The organism is Ferroacidibacillus organovorans, from assembly GCF_001516615.1.
In the GTDB taxonomy this organism is placed as follows: Bacteria; Bacillota; Bacilli; order Alicyclobacillales; family SLC66; genus Ferroacidibacillus; species Ferroacidibacillus ferrooxidans_B.
On sequence record NZ_LPVJ01000006.1, the window covers coordinates 13,745 to 33,229 of the forward strand.

At 50.3% G+C, this 19,485-nt stretch carries 16 protein-coding genes and 2 pseudogenes; 5 read left to right on the forward strand and 13 right to left on the reverse strand.

All coding sequences use genetic code 11. The features are described 5' to 3' along the window. Positions 1-26: 26 nt before the first annotated feature. Entirely contained in the window at positions 27-275 is a 249-nt protein-coding gene (locus tag ATW55_RS01630; RefSeq protein WP_067711372.1) for a hypothetical protein, read from the reverse strand. 132 nt (positions 276-407) lie between these two features. After that, positions 408-1,217, reverse strand: coding sequence for a hypothetical protein (locus ATW55_RS01635; RefSeq protein ID WP_067711375.1), 810 nt, complete (start codon positions 1,215-1,217; stop codon positions 408-410). An 82-nt stretch (positions 1,218-1,299) separates the two neighbouring features. Between ATW55_RS01635 and ATW55_RS01640 the strand changes: the two genes are divergently transcribed. The 3 genes and pseudogenes from ATW55_RS01640 (at position 1,300) to guaA (ending at position 4,528) form a co-directional block, all read left to right on the forward strand. Beyond that, positions 1,300-2,367, forward strand: a complete 1,068-nt coding sequence (locus ATW55_RS01640) for a transglutaminase-like domain-containing protein (protein WP_160327140.1) — start codon at positions 1,300-1,302, stop codon at positions 2,365-2,367. Continuing rightward, positions 2,346-2,912, forward strand: coding sequence for a DUF4129 domain-containing protein (locus ATW55_RS01645; protein WP_082685443.1), 567 nt, complete (start codon positions 2,346-2,348; stop codon positions 2,910-2,912). The genes ATW55_RS01640 and ATW55_RS01645 overlap by 22 nt, the downstream gene beginning before the upstream one ends. A gap of 82 nt (positions 2,913-2,994) precedes the next feature. Then, positions 2,995-4,528 (forward strand): annotated as a pseudogene (gene guaA, locus ATW55_RS01650) (glutamine-hydrolyzing GMP synthase). Positions 4,529-4,685: 157 nt separating this feature from the next. Here guaA and ATW55_RS16645 read toward each other — a convergent pair. Further along, positions 4,686-5,018 (reverse strand): hypothetical protein, encoded by a 333-nt coding sequence (locus ATW55_RS16645; protein WP_235586965.1) that lies wholly within the window; start codon positions 5,016-5,018, stop codon positions 4,686-4,688. 1 nt (position 5,019) lies between these two features. On the opposite strand from ATW55_RS16645, the pseudogene ATW55_RS16955 reads away from it, so the two are divergent. Both ATW55_RS16955 and ATW55_RS01660 read left to right on the forward strand, forming a co-directional pair. Continuing rightward, positions 5,020-5,115 (forward strand): annotated as a pseudogene (locus tag ATW55_RS16955) (hypothetical protein); the annotation flags it as partial. An 11-nt stretch (positions 5,116-5,126) separates the two neighbouring features. Continuing rightward, positions 5,127-6,113, forward strand: coding sequence for an extracellular solute-binding protein (locus ATW55_RS01660; protein ID WP_067711384.1), 987 nt, complete (start codon positions 5,127-5,129; stop codon positions 6,111-6,113). 260 nt (positions 6,114-6,373) lie between these two features. On the opposite strand, the gene ATW55_RS17125 is transcribed toward ATW55_RS01660, so the two are convergent. The 10 genes from ATW55_RS17125 to ATW55_RS01710 all read right to left on the reverse strand — a co-directional run bounded on the left by ATW55_RS17125 (position 6,374) and on the right by ATW55_RS01710 (position 19,426). Beyond that, positions 6,374-6,604: a transposase gene (locus ATW55_RS17125; protein ID WP_067711386.1), complete on the reverse strand. Its 231-nt coding sequence runs from the start codon at positions 6,602-6,604 to the stop codon at positions 6,374-6,376. Positions 6,605-6,870: 266 nt separating this feature from the next. Continuing rightward, positions 6,871-7,929, reverse strand: a complete 1,059-nt coding sequence (locus ATW55_RS01670) for a nucleoid-associated protein (protein ID WP_067711389.1) — start codon at positions 7,927-7,929, stop codon at positions 6,871-6,873. 99 nt (positions 7,930-8,028) lie between these two features. Next, the gene (locus ATW55_RS01675; protein ID WP_067711392.1) at positions 8,029-11,232 is read right to left on the reverse strand and encodes a type I restriction endonuclease subunit R; all 3,204 of its coding nucleotides are present in this window, start codon (positions 11,230-11,232) and stop codon (positions 8,029-8,031) included. Continuing rightward, entirely contained in the window at positions 11,229-12,434 is a 1,206-nt protein-coding gene (locus ATW55_RS01680) for a restriction endonuclease subunit S (RefSeq protein WP_067711395.1), read from the reverse strand. Before ATW55_RS01680 ends, ATW55_RS01675 begins: the two co-directional genes overlap by 4 nt. Beyond that, positions 12,431-14,551: an N-6 DNA methylase gene (locus ATW55_RS01685; RefSeq protein ID WP_067711397.1), complete on the reverse strand. Its 2,121-nt coding sequence runs from the start codon at positions 14,549-14,551 to the stop codon at positions 12,431-12,433. Before ATW55_RS01685 ends, ATW55_RS01680 begins: the two co-directional genes overlap by 4 nt. 396 nt (positions 14,552-14,947) lie before the next feature. Continuing rightward, positions 14,948-15,232, reverse strand: coding sequence for a hypothetical protein (locus ATW55_RS01690; protein ID WP_067711362.1), 285 nt, complete (start codon positions 15,230-15,232; stop codon positions 14,948-14,950). After that, the gene (locus ATW55_RS01695) at positions 15,229-15,498 is read right to left on the reverse strand and encodes a hypothetical protein (protein ID WP_067711364.1); all 270 of its coding nucleotides are present in this window, start codon (positions 15,496-15,498) and stop codon (positions 15,229-15,231) included. The genes ATW55_RS01690 and ATW55_RS01695 overlap by 4 nt, the downstream gene beginning before the upstream one ends. Before the next feature lie 163 nt (positions 15,499-15,661). Further along, complete coding sequence (locus ATW55_RS01700; RefSeq protein WP_067711366.1) at positions 15,662-16,621, reverse strand: tyrosine-type recombinase/integrase; 960 nt, start codon at positions 16,619-16,621, stop codon at positions 15,662-15,664. Between the two features lie 679 nt (positions 16,622-17,300). Further along, complete coding sequence (locus tag ATW55_RS01705; RefSeq protein WP_067711368.1) at positions 17,301-18,329, reverse strand: ParB/RepB/Spo0J family partition protein; 1,029 nt, start codon at positions 18,327-18,329, stop codon at positions 17,301-17,303. Continuing rightward, complete coding sequence (locus tag ATW55_RS01710; RefSeq protein ID WP_067711399.1) at positions 18,329-19,426, reverse strand: tyrosine-type recombinase/integrase; 1,098 nt, start codon at positions 19,424-19,426, stop codon at positions 18,329-18,331. The genes ATW55_RS01705 and ATW55_RS01710 overlap by 1 nt, the downstream gene beginning before the upstream one ends. Positions 19,427-19,485: the final 59 nt, after the last annotated feature.

Consider the following 19,485-nt stretch of genomic DNA (forward strand, 5'->3'; position numbering starts at 1 on the left):
AATAATCTTCGGCATGCTCAGCTCAGCTAATCCCTTGTTGTACCGAGCAGAAGTCGGGCCACAAAACGGGAGAAGCGCTTCAACTCCTGCGAACCCAATTCGGTGGCCCCCGATTCAACTTGGAACAAAAGCTCCCAATGATCCCGGGGAATGAGCAACTTCAATTGTTCGATGGGTTTGTCCTGCGCCGATACACCATCTTCGGATGGATGATCCTGATCATAAAAATCCTCAATGAGTTTTTCGCTCAGCAACTCCAGCGCAAGATTACACATGGATCACCACTCCCTGGTCAACCATCCAGGCTCATCTCCGATTCGTATAAACCTTCACCGTATTCCGTGTCCTGAACCGAGAGGACGGAGCTGGCCAGCTTCATGACAGGAAACTGGCCAGCCCTATCGTCATTAACCCACAGCACTGGCCACATAATTCGCCATGTACAGCGCCAACTCATCGGACGTACGCGCCGTTTCAACATTGCCAAATCCCCGCGATACCAGATGCAACACGCGATCAGCATCCTCTTGTGACAAGACCAGTTCGTCCACCATCCGTCTCATTGCATATGCGAGAGATTCCATAACCCGTACACGAACCCTCGATGACAGTTTCCCGACTTCTATCATTACGGCTGCTAAGCTCACGGCCAAGTAATCCGTGGATTTCGAATGATCCTCTAACGCCTGGCGACTTTTCGTAAAAATTTGGTGCAGATGGTCTATCGAGATCGGATAATACCCTCTTGTACCCTTCTCATCGACGAGCGTGGTCTGATACTTTTTGATCAGTTCCACCATCGCAGAATCCAAACCTGAACTGTTCCACATAAACTGAAGAACTTTGAGAACAGCGCGCAAGTGGTCCAAAATTCCCCCATGATAGCGATGGCGAACAGATTCCGTGTCGACTCCGACTAAAAGCTCGTCCCAATTTCGTTCGATGCAATCCACAGCCAATCCGGAGTACGGCTGTGGCACTCGCTCAAACGCGGGGACGATTTGCATGATTGTATGGATGACCCCGGAAATTGGGGATTCCACGACCTCCGGGATTGCCCTGCCAAAATCGATCTCGCGAATGTTCATCCGCTTGTCACCCGAGCTCAAAAGCCACTCATAGACAGCCCCCGACACAATCGCTTCCTTGCCATCGCCAATTTGCTCAATTACTTCTCTCGCCCGATCCTCTGAACTTGTCCACAGAAGCGCCTGCATATGTCCGGTCTCATCCGTACTCGCGATGCTTGGAATTCGCAGCGTTTGGCGCCATCTTCCTGTAGTTGATGGGAGCGTCTCATTGCGCAGGCGCCTATTGCACTCTCCTTTTCTGAGTCTGGCAGGCCTACTCGCGGTCCTCGCGACACTGAGTATCTGGACGCCAAAAGGAGTGGCGCGTGATTTTCACGTACACGCCTGGTGGCACTCGCTGTTTGCGCGGCGTGTCGAGACGGCCGCACCTGCCGCGCCCTATGGCGCGAATGACGCGCATTTGGGCGGCAATTTCAACGGCAGTACGGCGGTCATGTTTCGTGTCATCGCGAAGGAATCGTCGTACTATCCCATTGAGTCATTCTCAACCTACACAGGCGCGGGATGGGTGCGCGGCGCTATGACGGCAGCGGCATCCGGTGTGTCAACTCACGTGCCGCGCACCCGAATGACACAGCAGGTGTGGGTGGAGTCGGGAACTTATCCAGCCGTCCTTGGGGCCAATCGCATCATCAGTGCCACGATGCGCGGCGGTGCCCGCGCTCGCTTTGTCCCGGCGATCGACGCGTGGACCTTTGGCTCGCCACTTCATGCGGGAGAGCACTACACAGTCGTGTCCACACTTGAGCATGTGAATCCGCGCTCACTCGCTTCTGTGACTGACGGAAACTTGGTCTACGCGTTTCGTCAGGCGCTTCAATTGCCAGCGAATTTTCCGCAGCGCGACATTCTTTTGGCGCATCAAATCACAGTGCATGCGGTGACGCCTTACGCAAAACTGCAGGCGATCATCGCGTATTTGCAGTCACACGAATCGTATCAAACGCAAGGCATTCCTGTGCCGCGACCGGGTCAAGATTTTGTCGACCAATTCCTTTTTGAGACGCATCGTGGCTATTGTGACCAGTTCTCAACCGCCGCCGCGATTCTTGCACGCGTCGTTGGCATTCCGACGCGTTGGGTGAAAGGGTACATCTCGGTGCCGGCCGACCCCACTTATCACGGCGCGCAAAATGAGTACATCCTTCGCGGGACGGATGCGCATTCATGGTTTGAGGCTTGGTTTGCGGGATATGGTTTTGTCCCTTTTGAAGCGACACCATCAGCTGCGCTCGCGGAAATTACTCAAGAAAAATGCCATCGTCATCCAGTGTGATCGCTTCACAACGGCCAAACGTGACACCGCCTGTTCAGCATGCGATCAAGCAAGCTGTGGAAAAGAAAAAGCAGCAGAATTCACAATCCGCCGCTTCTGTACCGCTTGCAAAAGGTTTTCTTGTCCTTTTCGCGCTGCTCATCATTTTCGCGGGGATCATCCGGTTCGCGCGCCGCAGATCATCAAGGCGATCTTTACGGTCTTTGTTTCAGAGCGAGGCAGTATCCGCAGGCGATTTTGGCATACAGGCGAACCGCTTGCTGCGCGCGCTTGAGCGGCGCATCGTCTATCCGCGCGCTTCTCACGAGACGCTTCGCGAGTGGGGATTGCGGCAAACGGATGACCTAGATCAGAAGGAACTGATGGAGGCAATTGCGTATGTGGAGCGCGTTCGCTATGGCCCGGAGGGGCGAAGCGAAGGCGGTGCGCCCCTGGATGACCCTTTTGAGAAGGGGCAATTGCAACCGCGGGTGAAGCGGGACGGGCGTTCTCACATTACGCGTGCTGTGGTCGGTTTTCTTCGTTTCATCAAGCAGAGTCGCTGATATTCGTGGTAAACTACACAGATTAGTTTTCAAATCCTATGAGATGTCAAAAATACATTCAGGAAGTGGTGTCGAGATGGAAATGGATCGTCACGAGACGGTCGTGGTCCTTGATTTTGGCGGGCAATACAACCAACTGATCGCGCGCAGAATTCGCGAATTAAACGTGTTCTCAGAGCTTTTGCCGCATGATACCCCAGTTGCGGCCTTGCGCGCGATGAAACTCAAGGGGATCGTTTTTCGGGCGGGCCGCAAAGCGTCTATCGGGAGGGTGCACCGCTTGTCGATCCTGCGATTTATGATTTGGGCATCCCGATCCTTGGCATCTGCTATGGCATGCAGCTGCTCGCACGCGATTTTGACGCGCATGTCACGCAGGCGAGCGCACGTGAATATGGACTTGCAGAACTCGCCTGTCACAGCCACGCGACGCTTTTTGCCGGGACGCCTGCCACCCAGCGCGTCTGGATGAGCCACGGTGACATGGTTGTCGAAGTGCCGCGCGGCTTTCAAGTTGACGCGTACACATCGAGCGCACCAGTTGCGGCGATGAGCGATCCTGCGCGCAAACTCTATGGCGTACAGTTTCATCCAGAGGTCCAGCACACCGACTACGGTCAGGACTTGTTGCGTCAGTTTCTCTTTGGCGTATGCGGGTGCGCGGGCGACTGGCGGATGGACAACTTTGTGGAAGAGTCGATCACAGCGCTGCGCGACACCGTGAAAGACGGTCGTGTGTTGATGGCACTCTCGGGGGCGTCGACTCTTCTGTGACAGCGGCGCTGCTTCACCGCGCGATCGGCGATCGTCTGACGTGCGTTTTTGTCGATCACGGGCTGCTCAGAAAAGATGAGGCAGAGCAAGTAATGCAGATGCTTTCTGGCACATTCCACATGGACATCCGCCTCGTAAATGCACGCACGCGCTTTCTCGCACTGCTAGACGGTGTGTCTGACCCAGAAGAAAAGCGCAAGCGGATCGGTCGCGAGTTTATCGCTGTGTTTGACGAAACGGCGCGTTCACTTGGATCATTCGCGTTTCTCGGACAAGGTACACTGTATACGGATATTGTCGAGAGCGGCACCAAAACGGCGGCAACCATCAAGTCGCACCACAATGTGGGCGGTTTGCCGGAGGACATGGAATTTAAATTGATTGAGCCGCTTAAGACACTGTTCAAGGATGAGGTGCGCGCGCTCGGGGAAGAGTTGGGTCTCCCGCACGCGTTCGTCTATCGGCAGCCGTTTCCAGGTCCTGGACTCGCGATTCGCATCATGGGCGAGATCACGCCTGCGCGCATCGCGACGCTTCAAAATGCGGATGCCATTTTGCGCGAAGAGATTGCGCTGGCGGGGCTTCAGGATTCGATTTGGCAGTACTTTGCGGTGCTGACTGGCGTGCGCAGTGTCGGCGTGATGGGCGACGAGCGAACCTATGCGGAAACGATCGCGCTGCGCGCGGTGACTTCGCGCGACGGGATGACCGCCGATTTTGCGCATATCCCGTATGATGTGCTCGGAAAGATTTCTAACCGAATTTGTAACGAGGTGCACGGTATCAATCGCGTGGTGTACGACGTCACCTCAAAACCGCCCGCGACCATCGAATGGGAATAATCGATTCTCCCACGCGTGGAAGGCGCCTAAACGACGCCTCCCTGGCAAGAACGTGAGAAACGCATAAAATCGCGGATCGGAAACATGCTACAGCGAGATATCTCGACTGCGCGTGAGTTCGATCCGCGTACGTGCGTTTTAGAGGCAGTGCCGATGATCACGTGAAACGCATTCGTTGCATCAAGACGGGTGGCAGGGTTCGCGTCGTTTCGCGCATCGCTGATACGTTCGAGCTTAGGAGGCGTATTTTTATGCTGAGACAGTCGCTTTTGGCGGCGTTTGCCGTCGCAACAGGTCTCGCTTCACTCACGGCGTGTTCCAGTCCATCGAACACGACAGCTCCCAATCCACCGTCCACCACCCCTGCGCCAACAACCACTGCGCCCGCTTCGGGGAAAGTGACAATCACCTGGGCTGCCTCGCCGATTGCCAATGTCGGCATCCGCAAGAAATTGATCCAGTTGTTTGAGCAGGCAAATCCTACAATCAAGGTGAACCTGATCAGTCAGCCGTCAAGCACCGATACGAACCGCGCGTCGCTCATCACTGAGATCTCAGGCGGTTCGACGACACCGGATGTGTTTATGGGCGATGTGGTGTGGCCGGGACAGTTCGCGGCGCAATCCCTCGCCGAGCCGCTAAACAAGCACTTTCCCGCCAGTTTTTGCGCGGTTTTGCGCCAGGTCTCGTGCAAGGCGCGACGATCAAAGGAAATGTGTACGCGGCGCCCTTTTTCATGGACGCGGGTTTTCTTTACTATCGCAAGGATCTGCTGCAAAAGGCGCACCTGCCTGTGCCCAAAACGTGGGAACAGCTTCAGTCAGAAGCAAAAACGCTTGTTTCCAACAAAATGGTCAAATATGGTTTCGTCTGGGAAGGCGCATCCTATGAGGGGCTCACCTGTAACTGGATGGAATACCTCACAGATGCTGGCGGCCAGGTGTTTAACGCGCAGGGAAAACCAAACATGGATACACCTGCGGCACAGCACGCGCTCTCCTTTATGCGCGGTTTGATCACGTCTGGCGTTTCACCGCAGGCGGTGAGCGTGTTCCAAGAACCGCAGGCGATGAACACATTTAACAACGGACAGGCTGCTTTCCTTAGAAACTGGGACTACGCGTGGGCGAACTCGCAAACACCGGGGCAGTCAAGCGTCGTTGGCAAAGTGGGTGTCGTGCCATTGCCGACATTTGCCGGTCACGGCACGCGCGGATATGCCTGTATCGGCGGCTGGGATCTCTACATCAACCCGCACACCAAGCACATGTCGGCTGATCTCACCTTTATCAACTGGATGACAAGCGTCCCCGCCCAAACGGTGCTCGCCTCTCAGTATTCGGAGATTCCGACAAACGCCAGTGTGCAAAACAGCCCGGCGGTCAGGGCGAAAAATCCCGTGCTCGCCATCGTTGGACAGACCAACTTGATCGCGCGTCCTGCCCAGAATCCGTATTACGCCAAAGTGTCGACGGCCATCTACACGAATGTCAACGCTGCGCTCGCAGGTCAAGTCAGTGTCTCCACAGCGCTCAGTCAAGCCAATGCGCAATTGGCGTCGGCCGTTGGCAGTTCGAGTTTGTAGATTGAGAAAAATTGCGTCACTGGTTTACGAGACTGCCGAAAACGTTCTTCTTTAAGAAGGCAATCGGCAGTTTTTCGTATTGGCGTGAGTACGCAGCCAGCGATAATAGCCAGTTTCGCTGACATGCAAAACCTTACACATTGCCTTTATACTGTGCTTGGCTTCGTCGTTTTCCTTTAGAATCCCTATAAAACGAAACAAGTCTCGTGCAGCTACCTCTTTTGGCTCTCTGCGAAAAAGCTAACGCCTTTTTCAGGATATCATTGGCGGATTCCAATTCCCTGATCTTTTCCAACCCTTAACTCGGCGGTTTCGGATCTATGCGTTGGTGGCCGCTCCCACAAATGCCAAGGATCCATGTTTTTGCTTTGACTCCGCCATGTGTACAGCGTTGTGGGTGGGACCCCCAGTTGTTCGGAGGCCGCGGTTGGCCCGACTTCATAAGACAATTTTAATGCTTCTTCTTTGAATTCTTTGTCGTACACTCGCATTCTGGATTCCTTCTTCCTTTTTTATCATTCTGTCCAGAATTACGAGTTTGTTGACTTCACTAAAATGATACTGCTCCAATACCGTGACTTTTCCGATCTCGTTGAGCACCATCAGAACGATGGCGTACTGGGTATACGCATTCTATATCAAGGGGCGTTATCGGTTCAGACCATCCAACAAGCTGGATGAAATTTTCCACTATGTTTTCTCCCAATTCTCCAGTCAGCTTGGATAGCTCACCCATAATCTTACCTATACCCCCTGTTTATCTTTCAGAAGTAAAATAGACCTTGTAATAGAACATTCCCTTTTCTTCATCAAATTCCCGTTTTAAATTCGTAAAGACTTCTGCTGCACCTGCTTTAATCACTAATTCAAAAGAGTCATCTAGCTGTATGGTTCTTCTGACGCTCCGTTTGACTCGCTCTACTTCCTTTCTGGAGATAGTGAATTTCTCCGGTAGACTAATTCCCTCTTTGTCTTGAATTCTCCTCTTTCGTTCATTATACTCTTCAGATGCTGTCGGCCATTCAGATAAAACGTCTCGTGTAAACTGTTCATCGTCAAAGGAGACATTGGAATCAAAGTAGCTCATCGCTTTGAGTTGCGTTTTAATTCTGTGCTCAGCACTTCCGTTGGGGAATGAGTCATCTATGACTCTTGTGACTAGACTCATGTATTGCTTAGTGATTGAATCGTCGGTTCCTAATTCCCTAACACCAAGAAATTGTCCCTTCCAATAACGAGCCTCTTCACCACTCTTGCTAAGATTATCAATAACGGCTACTCGATATCCAATGTCCACATCCAAATTGAAAATAAGACAGCCCTTTTCCAAACGGTTAATGCTTATTCCCTCGTCTAAAGTTATTCCATAGGTATTCTCCTTCGGAGAAATCTTAAGATATGTGTCTTTTGTCTCCGATTTAAATATTCCTATGGCGTCCGTAGTTACACCGTCAATAGAGCAATTCGTAAAATACAGCATAAAGAACTCGCCACCACGTATTCGCGGGTGTGAAGAGCTTTCATACAGATGCTTTGCAATTTCTCTGGATATTTGCAAAAAACATTGCGGATTTGGAAACACGGATTTGGCATAAACATAAACTTCATTGAACGAAAGATTAGAGTCATGAGTAAACTGATACAACGATTCGATCTTTAAGAACGGCTTTAAAAAGTGCTGAAAGAGCAATTCCTGTAATCTATCTCCCTCTATAGGAGTCTCACTGTTTGAAAACCTTACTCCCTCTTGACGCAATTTATTGCCAACCAAGTGTACCGCCAAATACTTGATTTCTGAGTTTGAAAGCTCAATCATCCTGTGCCCCTCATTTCGAAATTGACATGCGAGATCATTCTACATGCGTGCGCTGGCATCCAATTTTCAACCACTCACAATACCTTTACAAACGGAAAGTCATGCATACACCGGCGATGGCACCGTCGGATACGCCCAAAACACATGCCGAAACACCAAATCCGCTTTGGCATCCACATCTTCATCCGTGAAGCTATCCACTGGAAGCCCTGTTGTGTCACTGTAGAGGAAATCGCGAATGGCAACACGAACCGCATCACGGGTGGATTCCTTGTCGCGCCAGTGGTCAATTTTCAGCTTCTCTTCTTTCAAGATTCGGAGGAGTTCAACAGACACCTGCTTAATGCGTTTTCCGTCCTTCGCGGACAGCTCCGGCTTCTTGAGAAGGTCAAATATCGCCAAACTCTCCTCGTCCAAGCCCTCACGCATAGCCCGAGACTCTTCTTCATTCAGTGCACCGACAAAAAGCAATAGCGCTTCGAAGGTCTTCTCAATCGTCAACCTGTCTTTCTCTCGATTATACTCTTCTACGATCTCCTCGTAGTGCTTTTGGAAATCCGTTCGCAATGGATTTTGCATCAGCAAGCGCCGGAGTCGTTTCTCGATCACGCTTTTCAAATTCTGCACCGTCGTGTTCTTGCTGGAACTTCGCTCAAATTCCTTGCGCAGTCGCTCAAAATCAATCTTCGAGATGTCGTATGCAGTGGTTGATTCGCCGATCCGCTCGCTATTGGTCGTGATTGCCTGATCAACAACGCCATGCAGCTTCTGGATGATATCTGAGATGTCTGCCAAGTCCTTATCTTCCTGCAAACTGCGATAGACAATATTGATGGAGTCGTACTCATTGCGATGTTCGTTGATGCCGGAGACGTTCAGGCATGCTTTGAATTTCTTGAAGACTTCCCGGCACATCACTTCGAAGCGTTTGCGGGTTTCATCATTCTGGTTGGCGACTTCCTTGGCTGCTAAGATGGCAGCATTTCGGGCGAATCCAGTTTGATGAATGATATCGTCCAAGGGTGCATTGCCCTCATGCAAAAATGAGCGAACAAAAGCGATTGACTCTACCAAGTCAGCCAGCAGTTCCTCGTCGGGCTTAGCGGGATCACGCCCGCCCTCATCACCGCCATGCCCTTCATCCCCTCGGCCTGCATAGGTGGCTAGGGCAGCACGTAGATTCTTGAGGATTCCGCAGTAGTCCACAATCAGGCCATTGTTCTTGCCCTCGTTTTTACGATTGGCACGGGCAATGGTCTGCATGAGCGTGTGCGCTTTCAGCGGTTTGTCCAGATAAAGAGTGGATAAGCTCGGAACGTCAAAACCCGTCAACCACATCGCGCAGACGATGGCCACCCGAAAGGGGTGAGACTCCTTCTTGAATGCGGACTCAATGTCCAATCGCTTCTGATCGTCCGTTTCAAAGCCATTTTTGATGAGTTGGCGATGAGGTTTAATATCGAGTGCCCACTTGCGGAATTTATCAATCTCGCCCTGTTCTTCGCTGATTACAACCGCCATTTGTGTGTCTTTCATCCATCTGATTTGGCGCTGTTGGTAGATGACTTCTTGCGGATCGCGAATCTTGGACAGATTCGATTCCAGTTCCGTGATCCTCTTATTCCAAGCATCCTGTATCAGGTAGTACATCCGAACGGAGGTGATTTTATCGATGCAAACCAACATCGCTTTGCCAGTTTCCCACGCATTCGAGTAGTGGATCACGAAATCTTGCGCAATCTGTTTCAAGCGCTTCTCAGCGGTAATGATATGGTAATCTCGGCGCAGTTCGCGTTCCAACCGTTCCTCTACATTGATATCGTCGGTTTCGAATTCTTCCAACTTCTCCGCGATCCGCTCGTTCAGATCATTTGTCGCAAGACCCAATTTATCTCCACGTGCATCGTAATACAATGGCACCGTGGCTTCGTCTTCGACAGCGCGTTGAAAATCGTAGGTAGAGATGTAGTCGCCAAACATTTGCTTCGTTTTTTCGTCCCCCTGAAACAGGGGCGTACCGGTAAATCCGATGAAACTGGCATTCGGCAAAGCATTGCGCATGTTGAGCGCGAGCAATCCGTATTGGGTGCGATGGGCTTCATCTGAAATGACAATGATGTCGTCGCGCAGGGAGTAACCGCTGTTCGGATCGACCGTTTGATTGAACTTCTGAATCAGTGTGAATATGTAGCTCTTATGCTCACTGAGGAGTTGACGTAAATCATCGCCACTCGATGCCCGGCAAGATTCCTTTTCGTGATTAACCAAGCCACTACCGGCGAACGTCTTGTAAATCTGTGTGTCTAAATCATCGCGATCCGTCAAAACCAAGAACGTGAAATTCCCGCCAATCTTGCGATGCACCTTGCGCGTGAAGAATACCATTGAATAACTTTTTCCGGAACCTTGCGTGTGCCAGAACACACCTAGTTTACCCAAGCGTTCGTGACGATGTTGAACGGATTCGAAGGCTTGATTAACACCGAGAAACTGATGATTTTGCGCGAGAATCTTCACTGTTTGTCCGGGCGAATCGTCAAACAAGATGAAGTTCTCAAAGAGATCCATGAAGTTGCGCTTCTCACAGATGCCTTTGAGGAGGGTTTCCATATCGACAATACCGAGATCGTTCTCGGCCAGGCGTTTCCAATCATAAAAGTGCTCATACTGGCTGGAGAGCGTCCCCACCTTGGCCCGAATACCGTTACCTAGGACGATGAATGCATTGTGATGGAAAGTGTGTGGGATGGTGTCTTTGTAGTCGGATAGATTTTCCTCGTAAGCATGGCGCAGATCTTTATGTACATTCTTGAGTTCCATAAAAAGAAGCGGAATGCCGTTGACGAAGCCGACAATATCCGCTCGTCTATGATAAATATCACCGTAAATCCAGAGTTCACGAACGCAGAGGAAGTGATTTTGAAGCGGATCGACAAAATCGAAAACACGTAAACGTTGTTGCTTCAACTCACCCTGCGAACTGCGAAATGAAACTTGTACGCCATCTTTCAGGAGCGTGTATTTCTCGCGATTGGTTGCCAGTGTGGACTGGATTGTGCTGTATTCGACGATATCGCGGATAGCATCTTCATATGCCGAATTGGGTAAACCGGGATTCAGACGCTCCAGACTCCCCCTGAGATAGCGGATGAGCACAACTTCCTTTCGGGAGTTGCGCCCAAGCAGACTGTTTCGACCGAAATCCTCGGTGTTGTAAGCATAAACGGACTCCCAACCGAGGGAATCCCGCATATAGTCAGCCGTGGTTTGCTGCACGAGATTATCTTCGGTCATCTGGCTCATATGGCAATCTCTCCGTTCATCAAGCGAGGGAGCAGGAGATCGCGGGCTTCGGCCAGTCTCCGTGACTGCAACGCTAGGGTCCTCATCTGTTCGACCATGGGTTCAATAATGAGATTAAATTCTTCTAAAGTCTTATCAGCAGGTCTGAGGAATTTACACTTCTGGAGATAGTTCCAATCAGCCCTCGGCATCTTTGATCCTTCTCGGACTGTTTTGGAAGCTAACGATACAAACTCATCACTGGAGAGTAAAGTAAGGCAATATTGTTGTAGCTTAGACTCTACTGATCTCACGACAATAGCATCTGAAGAGGTTATCCCATCGACCAACGCAAAACCGACTTTGTGAAAATAAGGGCGAATTTTACCGAACAGAATGTCACCCGCTTTAAAGGTAAACTTGTTGCTTGCAACCTCGCGACTATGCCCCCATTCCGAGAGGGTAATGGAGCGACGAGGAATGTGCTCCAGCCCAATATATGGGGTTTCAGAAGGTACGGAAGACGGGTCTATTGATACTCTGATGTCGTGACAGAGGTTAACCAAGGTTACACGACTCCACCCATCTGGCACACCATCAACAATTTTCACAAGTTCATGTCCGGGAAAACGAAAATGCACGAACCATTCCTTGTAGAGCAATCGTGCTGCCTGTTCGAGCAGCTCTATCCGGCGACGGTTGTTTGCGATGAGATTGTCGTATTGCCTTAATACATTCGCAATTTCGTACTGTTTGCTCTTGTCCACAGGAATCTGAATCCTAAAAGAGCGAAGATTCTCAAGGCTGATGTAAGGCTGGGCAGAACCCAAGCGTAAGTTCAGTATTCCCTTTTTAAACTCAGAACTTCGTGTAATATAGTAAAAGAAAAGTGAGTTGACCTGACTAGGGTTGGGCCTTAGCAAGGCAACGTTCTTAATACTAAATTCCTGCTCGCTCGTTACGCGTGCGACATCACCAACAGAACCGATATTCGCAAGTAAAACATCTCCAACCTCCGGCTTTACTCGTTTCTTGCATATCTCGTGATCTTCCTCGCTAATAAAGTCACAGTCATTAAAGTTAATTACTCCGGATGATATGTTTTTTCCCTTAATAAAGGGAATGCCCGTATCGCGAATTTTAGGGGAGTCGTGCGTTCCATCAGTAACGAGCGCACACACTGCCTGTAACGAGATATCTATTATTTCAAAACAAGTTTTCATAGACCTAATCCCTCGAAATTGTAGCGTATTTTTACAGCAAGATCGTTTGCTTCGTCATTCAGCCCTTCCAACTCCACATGTATCTCCCGCAAAGCTTCCTCAAAGTCAAAATCCTCATCTTGTTCCTCAGGCGCAACTCCCACATATCGACCCGGCGTCAGGCTCCAGTTGTTCGCCTGTATTTCCTCCCGGCCTACCAGCTTAACCAATCCTGGCACATCGCGGCACTCTCCGTCAGGAAACCGCTCCAGTAGCCACTCGGCCTGACGGTAATAGTAGCGAACGAGTTTCAACTGCTCGACAGCTTCATGCCGGGTGGACTCTACCACTTTTTTCGCACGATTGATCTCCCCGTTTATCCACAAACTGCTGTCCTTCGCGCCAAGCTCCTTCTCACACAGGTCCGTCAGACGGTTGACTAACTTGTTGACGTAATCCGTTTGCTTGACCAAATCTCGACTTTGCTGAGCCAGTTCGCCCATATGTTTCTCTGCTTCCTTCAAGGACTGCAAATTAAATTTCTGCTCTCCCCAAAGTCGGTCCTTCTTCATCATCAAATGGAAGAATTGAGTCACATCCTCAGAAAGTGTTGCAAACGCAGATTCAAACTCGCTTCGCGCATCTGCAAGTTTAGGAACGTCGCTGGCAGAAACGGATGACGCGAAAGGATGTATCCGCTCACGCAAATCCTGCAGAGCAGACACATATTCACGCAACAGATCGATCTCGTTATCCTCTTTATCACGAAGAAAATAGCAATGACTGGCTTCGACCAACGTTCTGTGCAAATAGCTGGTCAGCAGGTCTACGAATCGATCGTTTTCCCCGCGATACAGCCATACGATGGCGAGCAGGTTTTGCAACTGCTCCGGGCTAAAGTCGTAAATCTTGCGAGTCACTTTGCGGTAGATGTTGCGGGCATCAATCATCAGGACCTTATCCTGATGCTCTTCTGGCTTGGCGCGATTGAGAAACCACAGTTCACAAGGAACAGTTCGGGTATAGAAGAAATTGGAGCGAATCGCAATCATGACATCAACATCGCCAGTTTCGACGAGCTTGCGTCGAACTTCCGCTTCATCGCGCCCGGCGCTCGATGCCTGAGAGGACATGACGAACCCGGCACGACCGTGATCGTTCAAATAGCTATAGAAGTAGCTGATCCAAAGGTAATTGCCATTCGACACCTTCTCGTTTTTGTTGACGCCTGGAAGGCCGAAAGGCAGACGAGGGTCATTCTTGACCTTGTCGGCATCCACTTCGTCTACGTTGAAGGGGGGATTGGCCATGACAAAATCCGCTTTGCCACGCAAATTATGCGGGTCTTCGTAATAGGTGATGGCCTTTTGAATATCGCCCTCCAGACCGTGCACAGCCAAGTTCATCTTGGCCAGACGAATGGTGGTCGGATTTTTCTCCATGCCGTAAAAGGTCAAGCGTTCGGACGGATTCGCGTGCAACTGCTCAACGAAATGAGCACTTTGGACAAACATGCCACCGGAGCCACAGGCGGGATCGAGCACGGTTCCGTCCTTTGGCTCCAGCACATTGGCGATGAGGGAGACCAGCGAGACGGGCGTGAAGAATTCGCCACCGTCGTGGGCCTTTTGGTCAGCAAATTGAGTCAGAAAGTATTCGTAAATCCGCCCGAAGATATCACCGGATGCACGTTTCAAGGCTTCAGGATTCAGCGTGCGGAGCAGTTGGCCGAGCACATCATTGTCGAGTTCCTGATATTCTGACTTAGGGAGAACCCCGCGCAGTGACTCATAGTCCGCTTCAATGGACTCCATGGCGTCGATGATGGCCCGAGCGCGATCATCGCTGTCTTTCAAAGCAACGAGGTAATCAAACTGCGCGATCTCGCGCAGGAAGATGGCGCTCTTTTGGGAAAAGTCCTCTTTGGTTAATTCGCGAGTGCGCCCACCACGGGTAGGCAACAATGCAATGACGTCATCCTTGACTGCCAAAAACCGACTGTAGGCATGGCGAAGAAAAATCAAGCCCATGACTGGCATGAAATATTCATTGCTCGCGTAGTTTGAGTTGGCCCGCAGGGTGTCTGCTGCACCCCACAGGCGTTTTTCAATGGCTTCTATGTTTTCAAGTTGGGACAAGGGTATGTTCCTCCGGAAGTAACACTGAGCTTTAAACTGCAATGGACATAGGCTAAAGATAATCCAACGCGATCCATTCAACTGCGTTTTATCATTATCAGTGATTTCATTCGGCTCGCATGGTGCAATTTCCTGCTATAGGAGTTCCAACAACCCGCGCCGTTCCGAATCTCTCGAATTCTCCTCCGCCACCGACGAAAGTATTCAGTACATTGACTATTTGAGATTATAACAATTTTGTCCCACGCATCGTGATTGGATCAGTTCATATTTTGGTTGGAATCCTGTGGGGAGTTTCTCGACGAAAGAACGGACGATGTTACCCAATGAAACGACGTGAACGAGGAAAAAGCGGAGTAGACTTGGATCTTGCTTCGCTTCTTGATATTTCCCATTTTATAATGCTTCGCCCGGAAACTTTACAGCGAGGATAACAACATCATGACCTAAGACCTCAAAATACACCCTGAATTTTCGAATCACAATGCGAGAAATCCCTTTAAACTCGCCGTATTCCTCGGTATAATGCCGACCTACAATTGGATTTGAGAGAACGTCCTCTGTTTCTATGATGAATTGAGCGATAAAGCCAAGTGTTTCATCCGGCGTGAAATGAGGGCTTTTGAAAGTGAGCAATTTTAACCGAATAGGAGTAGGCCAGATGATTCGTCGGGTTGTCACTGAGCAAAATCCTTAGAGGATAAGGATTTCAGCAATTCTGACGTTGTCATGACGTCTCCTCGTTGGTATGCATTTCGACTGTCTCGAATCAACTCACCAAGCTCAGGGTCAGCCTGCACTTCGGAAGCGATGGTTTCATTATCATTGGCCTGAAGTACAATGGTGACCTGACCCTTTCCCGGAATGAAAACTTGACACACAGAGTGGTCCTTGTCTAACTTTTCAATGCGCTCCATCAGTTCATGTGGGGTATGGACGATATCCACGGCTCGGTGTCACCTCCTGAATTTCATGCATCCATTATACAGCGACGGGCCACCACAGTATACGTTCCCGAAAGGTGTTTGGATGTAAGGCAACGACAACGACAGACGGGCAATCGCCATGGATGGCAATCGCCTGTCTGTCGTTGTATTGAGAAGTTTCTCATCATAAAAGCTTGTGCCTTGCAAACGGGGAGAACGTTTCATGTCGTTCGACAACCTCATGTCCCCACAAGCGGATGTACTTGTTGACCATGTCCATGGTGCGATGGCGCATAATCCGTCTCAAAGTAAATGGATCGCCACCGTTTAGAATCCACATTCTGGCGAATGTATGCCGGAATGTATGGGCGCTGACTCGGACGTTCGTAATCCCGGCCCTCTTTCCATAATCTGAAATTGCGTGCTGGATGGTTGAGCGGTTCAGTCGCTTACCGTCCAATGTCACGAATAGGGCGGGAGATGCAGTTAGGTATCTCCCTCTCTCTTTAATGTACGTTGCGAGAAGCCGAACCATGGGCTCGCTCAGTGGGAGGTCTTCCGTAGTATTCGTTTTGCCATCAACATTTTTCAAGAGCTTTCCGTACAAATCCACTTGGTCAACGTCCAAGTCGACCAGTTCCCGCAACCGAATCCCGTTATCCAACATGAGAGCCATGATCGCTTTGTCTCGAAGTCCGGCAAATGTCGTCGTCTTACACTGCTCCAAGATCTTCATGTATTGATCTTCTACAAACGAGGGAATGCCCATGTCCGTTTCAATCAGTTTCTGAAGTCTATAAGCAGCATTTGTCACGACAAGTCCTTCTTCTTTTGCATAACTGAGGACCCGACGAATGGTTTTAATCCGTCCATTAATCGTGTTCGGTTTCAATCCTTGCGCCCGCATATCGTCAAAAACGTGCTTTTCCAAATACTCAGTGGTAATAGAGTCAGCAGCAATGTCTTCTGGCAAGCGTTTCAAGATTGCATTGATGCATTCACGCTCGTGCTTGATTGTAAATACGGATGCCTGTTTGCGTTCAAGGCTAATCAAGTACTGGTCAGCCAAAGTACGAAGCGTAACAGAAACCTTTGAACTTCTACGGATAGCCACAACGTTGTCCTCTCGAATTGTCCGCATCATGACGCAGGACTCCTTTCATTGATTTCTATGGATTTGGAACGAGATACCAGAGCGGGAATGGGTGAGTCCGGACTCCTCTTTCCACTCCATCAATCTCCATGAATCCATTACACCACGCATCTCGAATTCTTTCCCGGTAAATGTGAAAGTTGAAAAACGAATCCTCTCAACGTCTATTACAGAAAAAAGATTGCGATCTTCGACGGAAAGAAACGGTCTCCATTCGATACTCTCGTTTGAACCGTGGACCGCTTGGCATCCGTTTCAAAACTTGTCTCGAAAGTTTGTATGTAAAAAATTAGGTTATTAGCTTAGCATCACGACACAATGCGTAGCAATGCTCCACCCTGAAGCGTAGCAACACGGTGCATTGCTACGGCAATGGTTGATGAAGCGTAGCATTGCTACGCAATCGACTTTTCGCCTGTTCCGTAGCCCATTCGCGAAAGGAGGCATGCTTCAAGCTTACAACCCGTGTTCAATTCGGGGCATTTCAACGCAATGTTTGAAGAGCAGCCCGCAGCAATGCTCCGGCTAAAAGTGCCGGATCACTACGCTTTGCAACACATTGCTACGCGTTGCTACATACTGCTGAATGTATCTGCGAATTCCCGTGAAATGAGTGATATCCTCTTCATGCGCTGGCGCGAACAGCATAGCTGTTCGCGCCCAAAGACATTCATCTGCTCCCCAACGCCGAGCGCACTTCCTCCAACTTTGTCGTCACCCGTACGAGCGCCCTCGACATTTCATCCAATACCTTGGGTTCAGGAGTGGCATCCGGAAGCAGAACAGCCATCAGCCTGGACTCCAATCTCCTAATCGACCGAAGATGTTTTTGCGTATTGCGTTCCGAAACTGCTTTTTGAAATCTCGCCCCCGCTTCAGCGGGTAGTGATTCCGCCATTTTGACGATCGATTGACGGAGAAGCTTGTCCGTGCCCAAGACCTCTTCGACTTCATATTGCCGGTCGATCGCGTCCGTCACAGAGTCCACGCGATCCAGTGTTATTTGGTCCTCCGAAAAGTTCCGTTCAGTGCGTCCATGTTTTCTCGTTTCCCAATACTGCTCGATCCATTCTGACACCAGGCTTTCTGTGAGAGCGGTTTTCGCAGACCCGGTGGCAGCAACCACTTGAAAGAATTCTGCCTGAGCGTCCATGGGAAGTCCGGCGATCCGAACGGCACTCTTGATTCCCAACATTTTGATGGTCACCAGGCGCTGAAAGTCCGCCGACAGTCGAATGAGTCTTAAATACTTGTACACTTGCCTCATGCTGAGATCATAGTCTCTGGCCAATTCCTCCATGGTCTGATCCTCGTCTTCTTTCACATGCTGGCCATTCTTCAATCCAAACCGCTTCTTGATGATGGCCATTTGTCGAGCCACGCGAATGGGGTCCGTCTCCTTGGATTGACGTTTTCGATTTTCATTGACCAAAGCAAACTCAGCTTCGTCATCGCTCATTTCCGCCAGAATGACGGGAACGGATTCCATGCCAAGATCAAACGCAATTTGCTGGCGCATGTGTCCGTCCACGATCACGTACGTTTGACTCTGCACCAGCAAGGGAGTAAGCATGCCGTTCTCCTCAATATCCTTCCTCACACGCTCGTACACCCCGCGCATACCCGCAATGCTGCTGTGATAATGGCCATGTTTGGGGTGGGGTTTCAGTAACTTTGGATTGAGCATCGTCGTTTCCATCACTCGGCACCCCCAAGATAAAACCTCAAGACATCAAGCCTCTCATGTCCAAGGTCCATGGAAACCAGAATCCGCGCGAGTTGATCATGAGAGAAATGCCGTCCTGCTCCATGACGAGCGCCAGCCCGTGACTCCAATCGCGCCATTTTTTGCGCCAGTTGTGCGGATTGGCTCAATCTTCTCGACAAATCCCGCTCCAACACTTTGTAGTTAGTCTCCTTATATTGGTTATATCTGGAGTTCGCAAAAGCTTTTCTTTGCGAATGGAAATTCGCTCCGCGAAGCCCGATCTTTTCAGCCTGCCCACGGTACAGGTTCTCCGCCATTTTGCGAGCCGTTTCAACACGGTGAAGACTGCCGTTTTGCCGTCTTATTTCAAAGACTGCACGACCCGGTGCCCGCCCTTCGACGAGGTGGGCCAAATGGCGCATGTAAGCCAGGTCCACCTGTACAACGCGGTCTTTACCGCCTTTATCGTTCCAAAAAATCACACAATTCTGTTTGAAATCAATGTCTTGGACCTGAATGAGGAGTGCAGCCGTAATGCTCGCCCCTGTCTCCATTCCAAATCGCGCCATTTCCGAAAATACGGTTGCATTGGGCGAGCGGCTCTGCGCCAAAAGCTCGACCATCCCTTGCGCTTGTTCCCGTGTGATGATCAGCCCCTTGTGCGCATCCGCCAGTCGCCGGACCGCATCGATCTCCTTGGCACGCGCCAACATTTCATCTTTATTGATCATGCGGATACGCGTACGCATTTGTTCGCGCGCTAAATTTTGCAACTTCGAAAGTGCATGCACATACGTTTTGGCTGTCCCGGCAGCCAACTCGCCCTCTTGGAACCGTGTGAAGCAATGTTCAATGAACTCCCGACCATGGGCACTGCTAACAAACCGCAAGTCCGTGACCCCATGTTGCTCATAGACGAACCGCGCGAAAGCGTCCGCGATACGGGCGTAGTTATGGGTCGTAGCGTGCGAATGCGTGTGCGTACGTTTGAACCGCTCCGTAGCACTCTTTCGCGGGACCTTTGCCTTGCCACGTTTGAACGCGATGGCGATGTCATCCCGAAATTGTTCCAATGTTTTCTTTGCCACTTGACGATGCCTCCAACTGTGCTGTGAACCGGGTACAGAGCACGAAGATCCTTTATCAA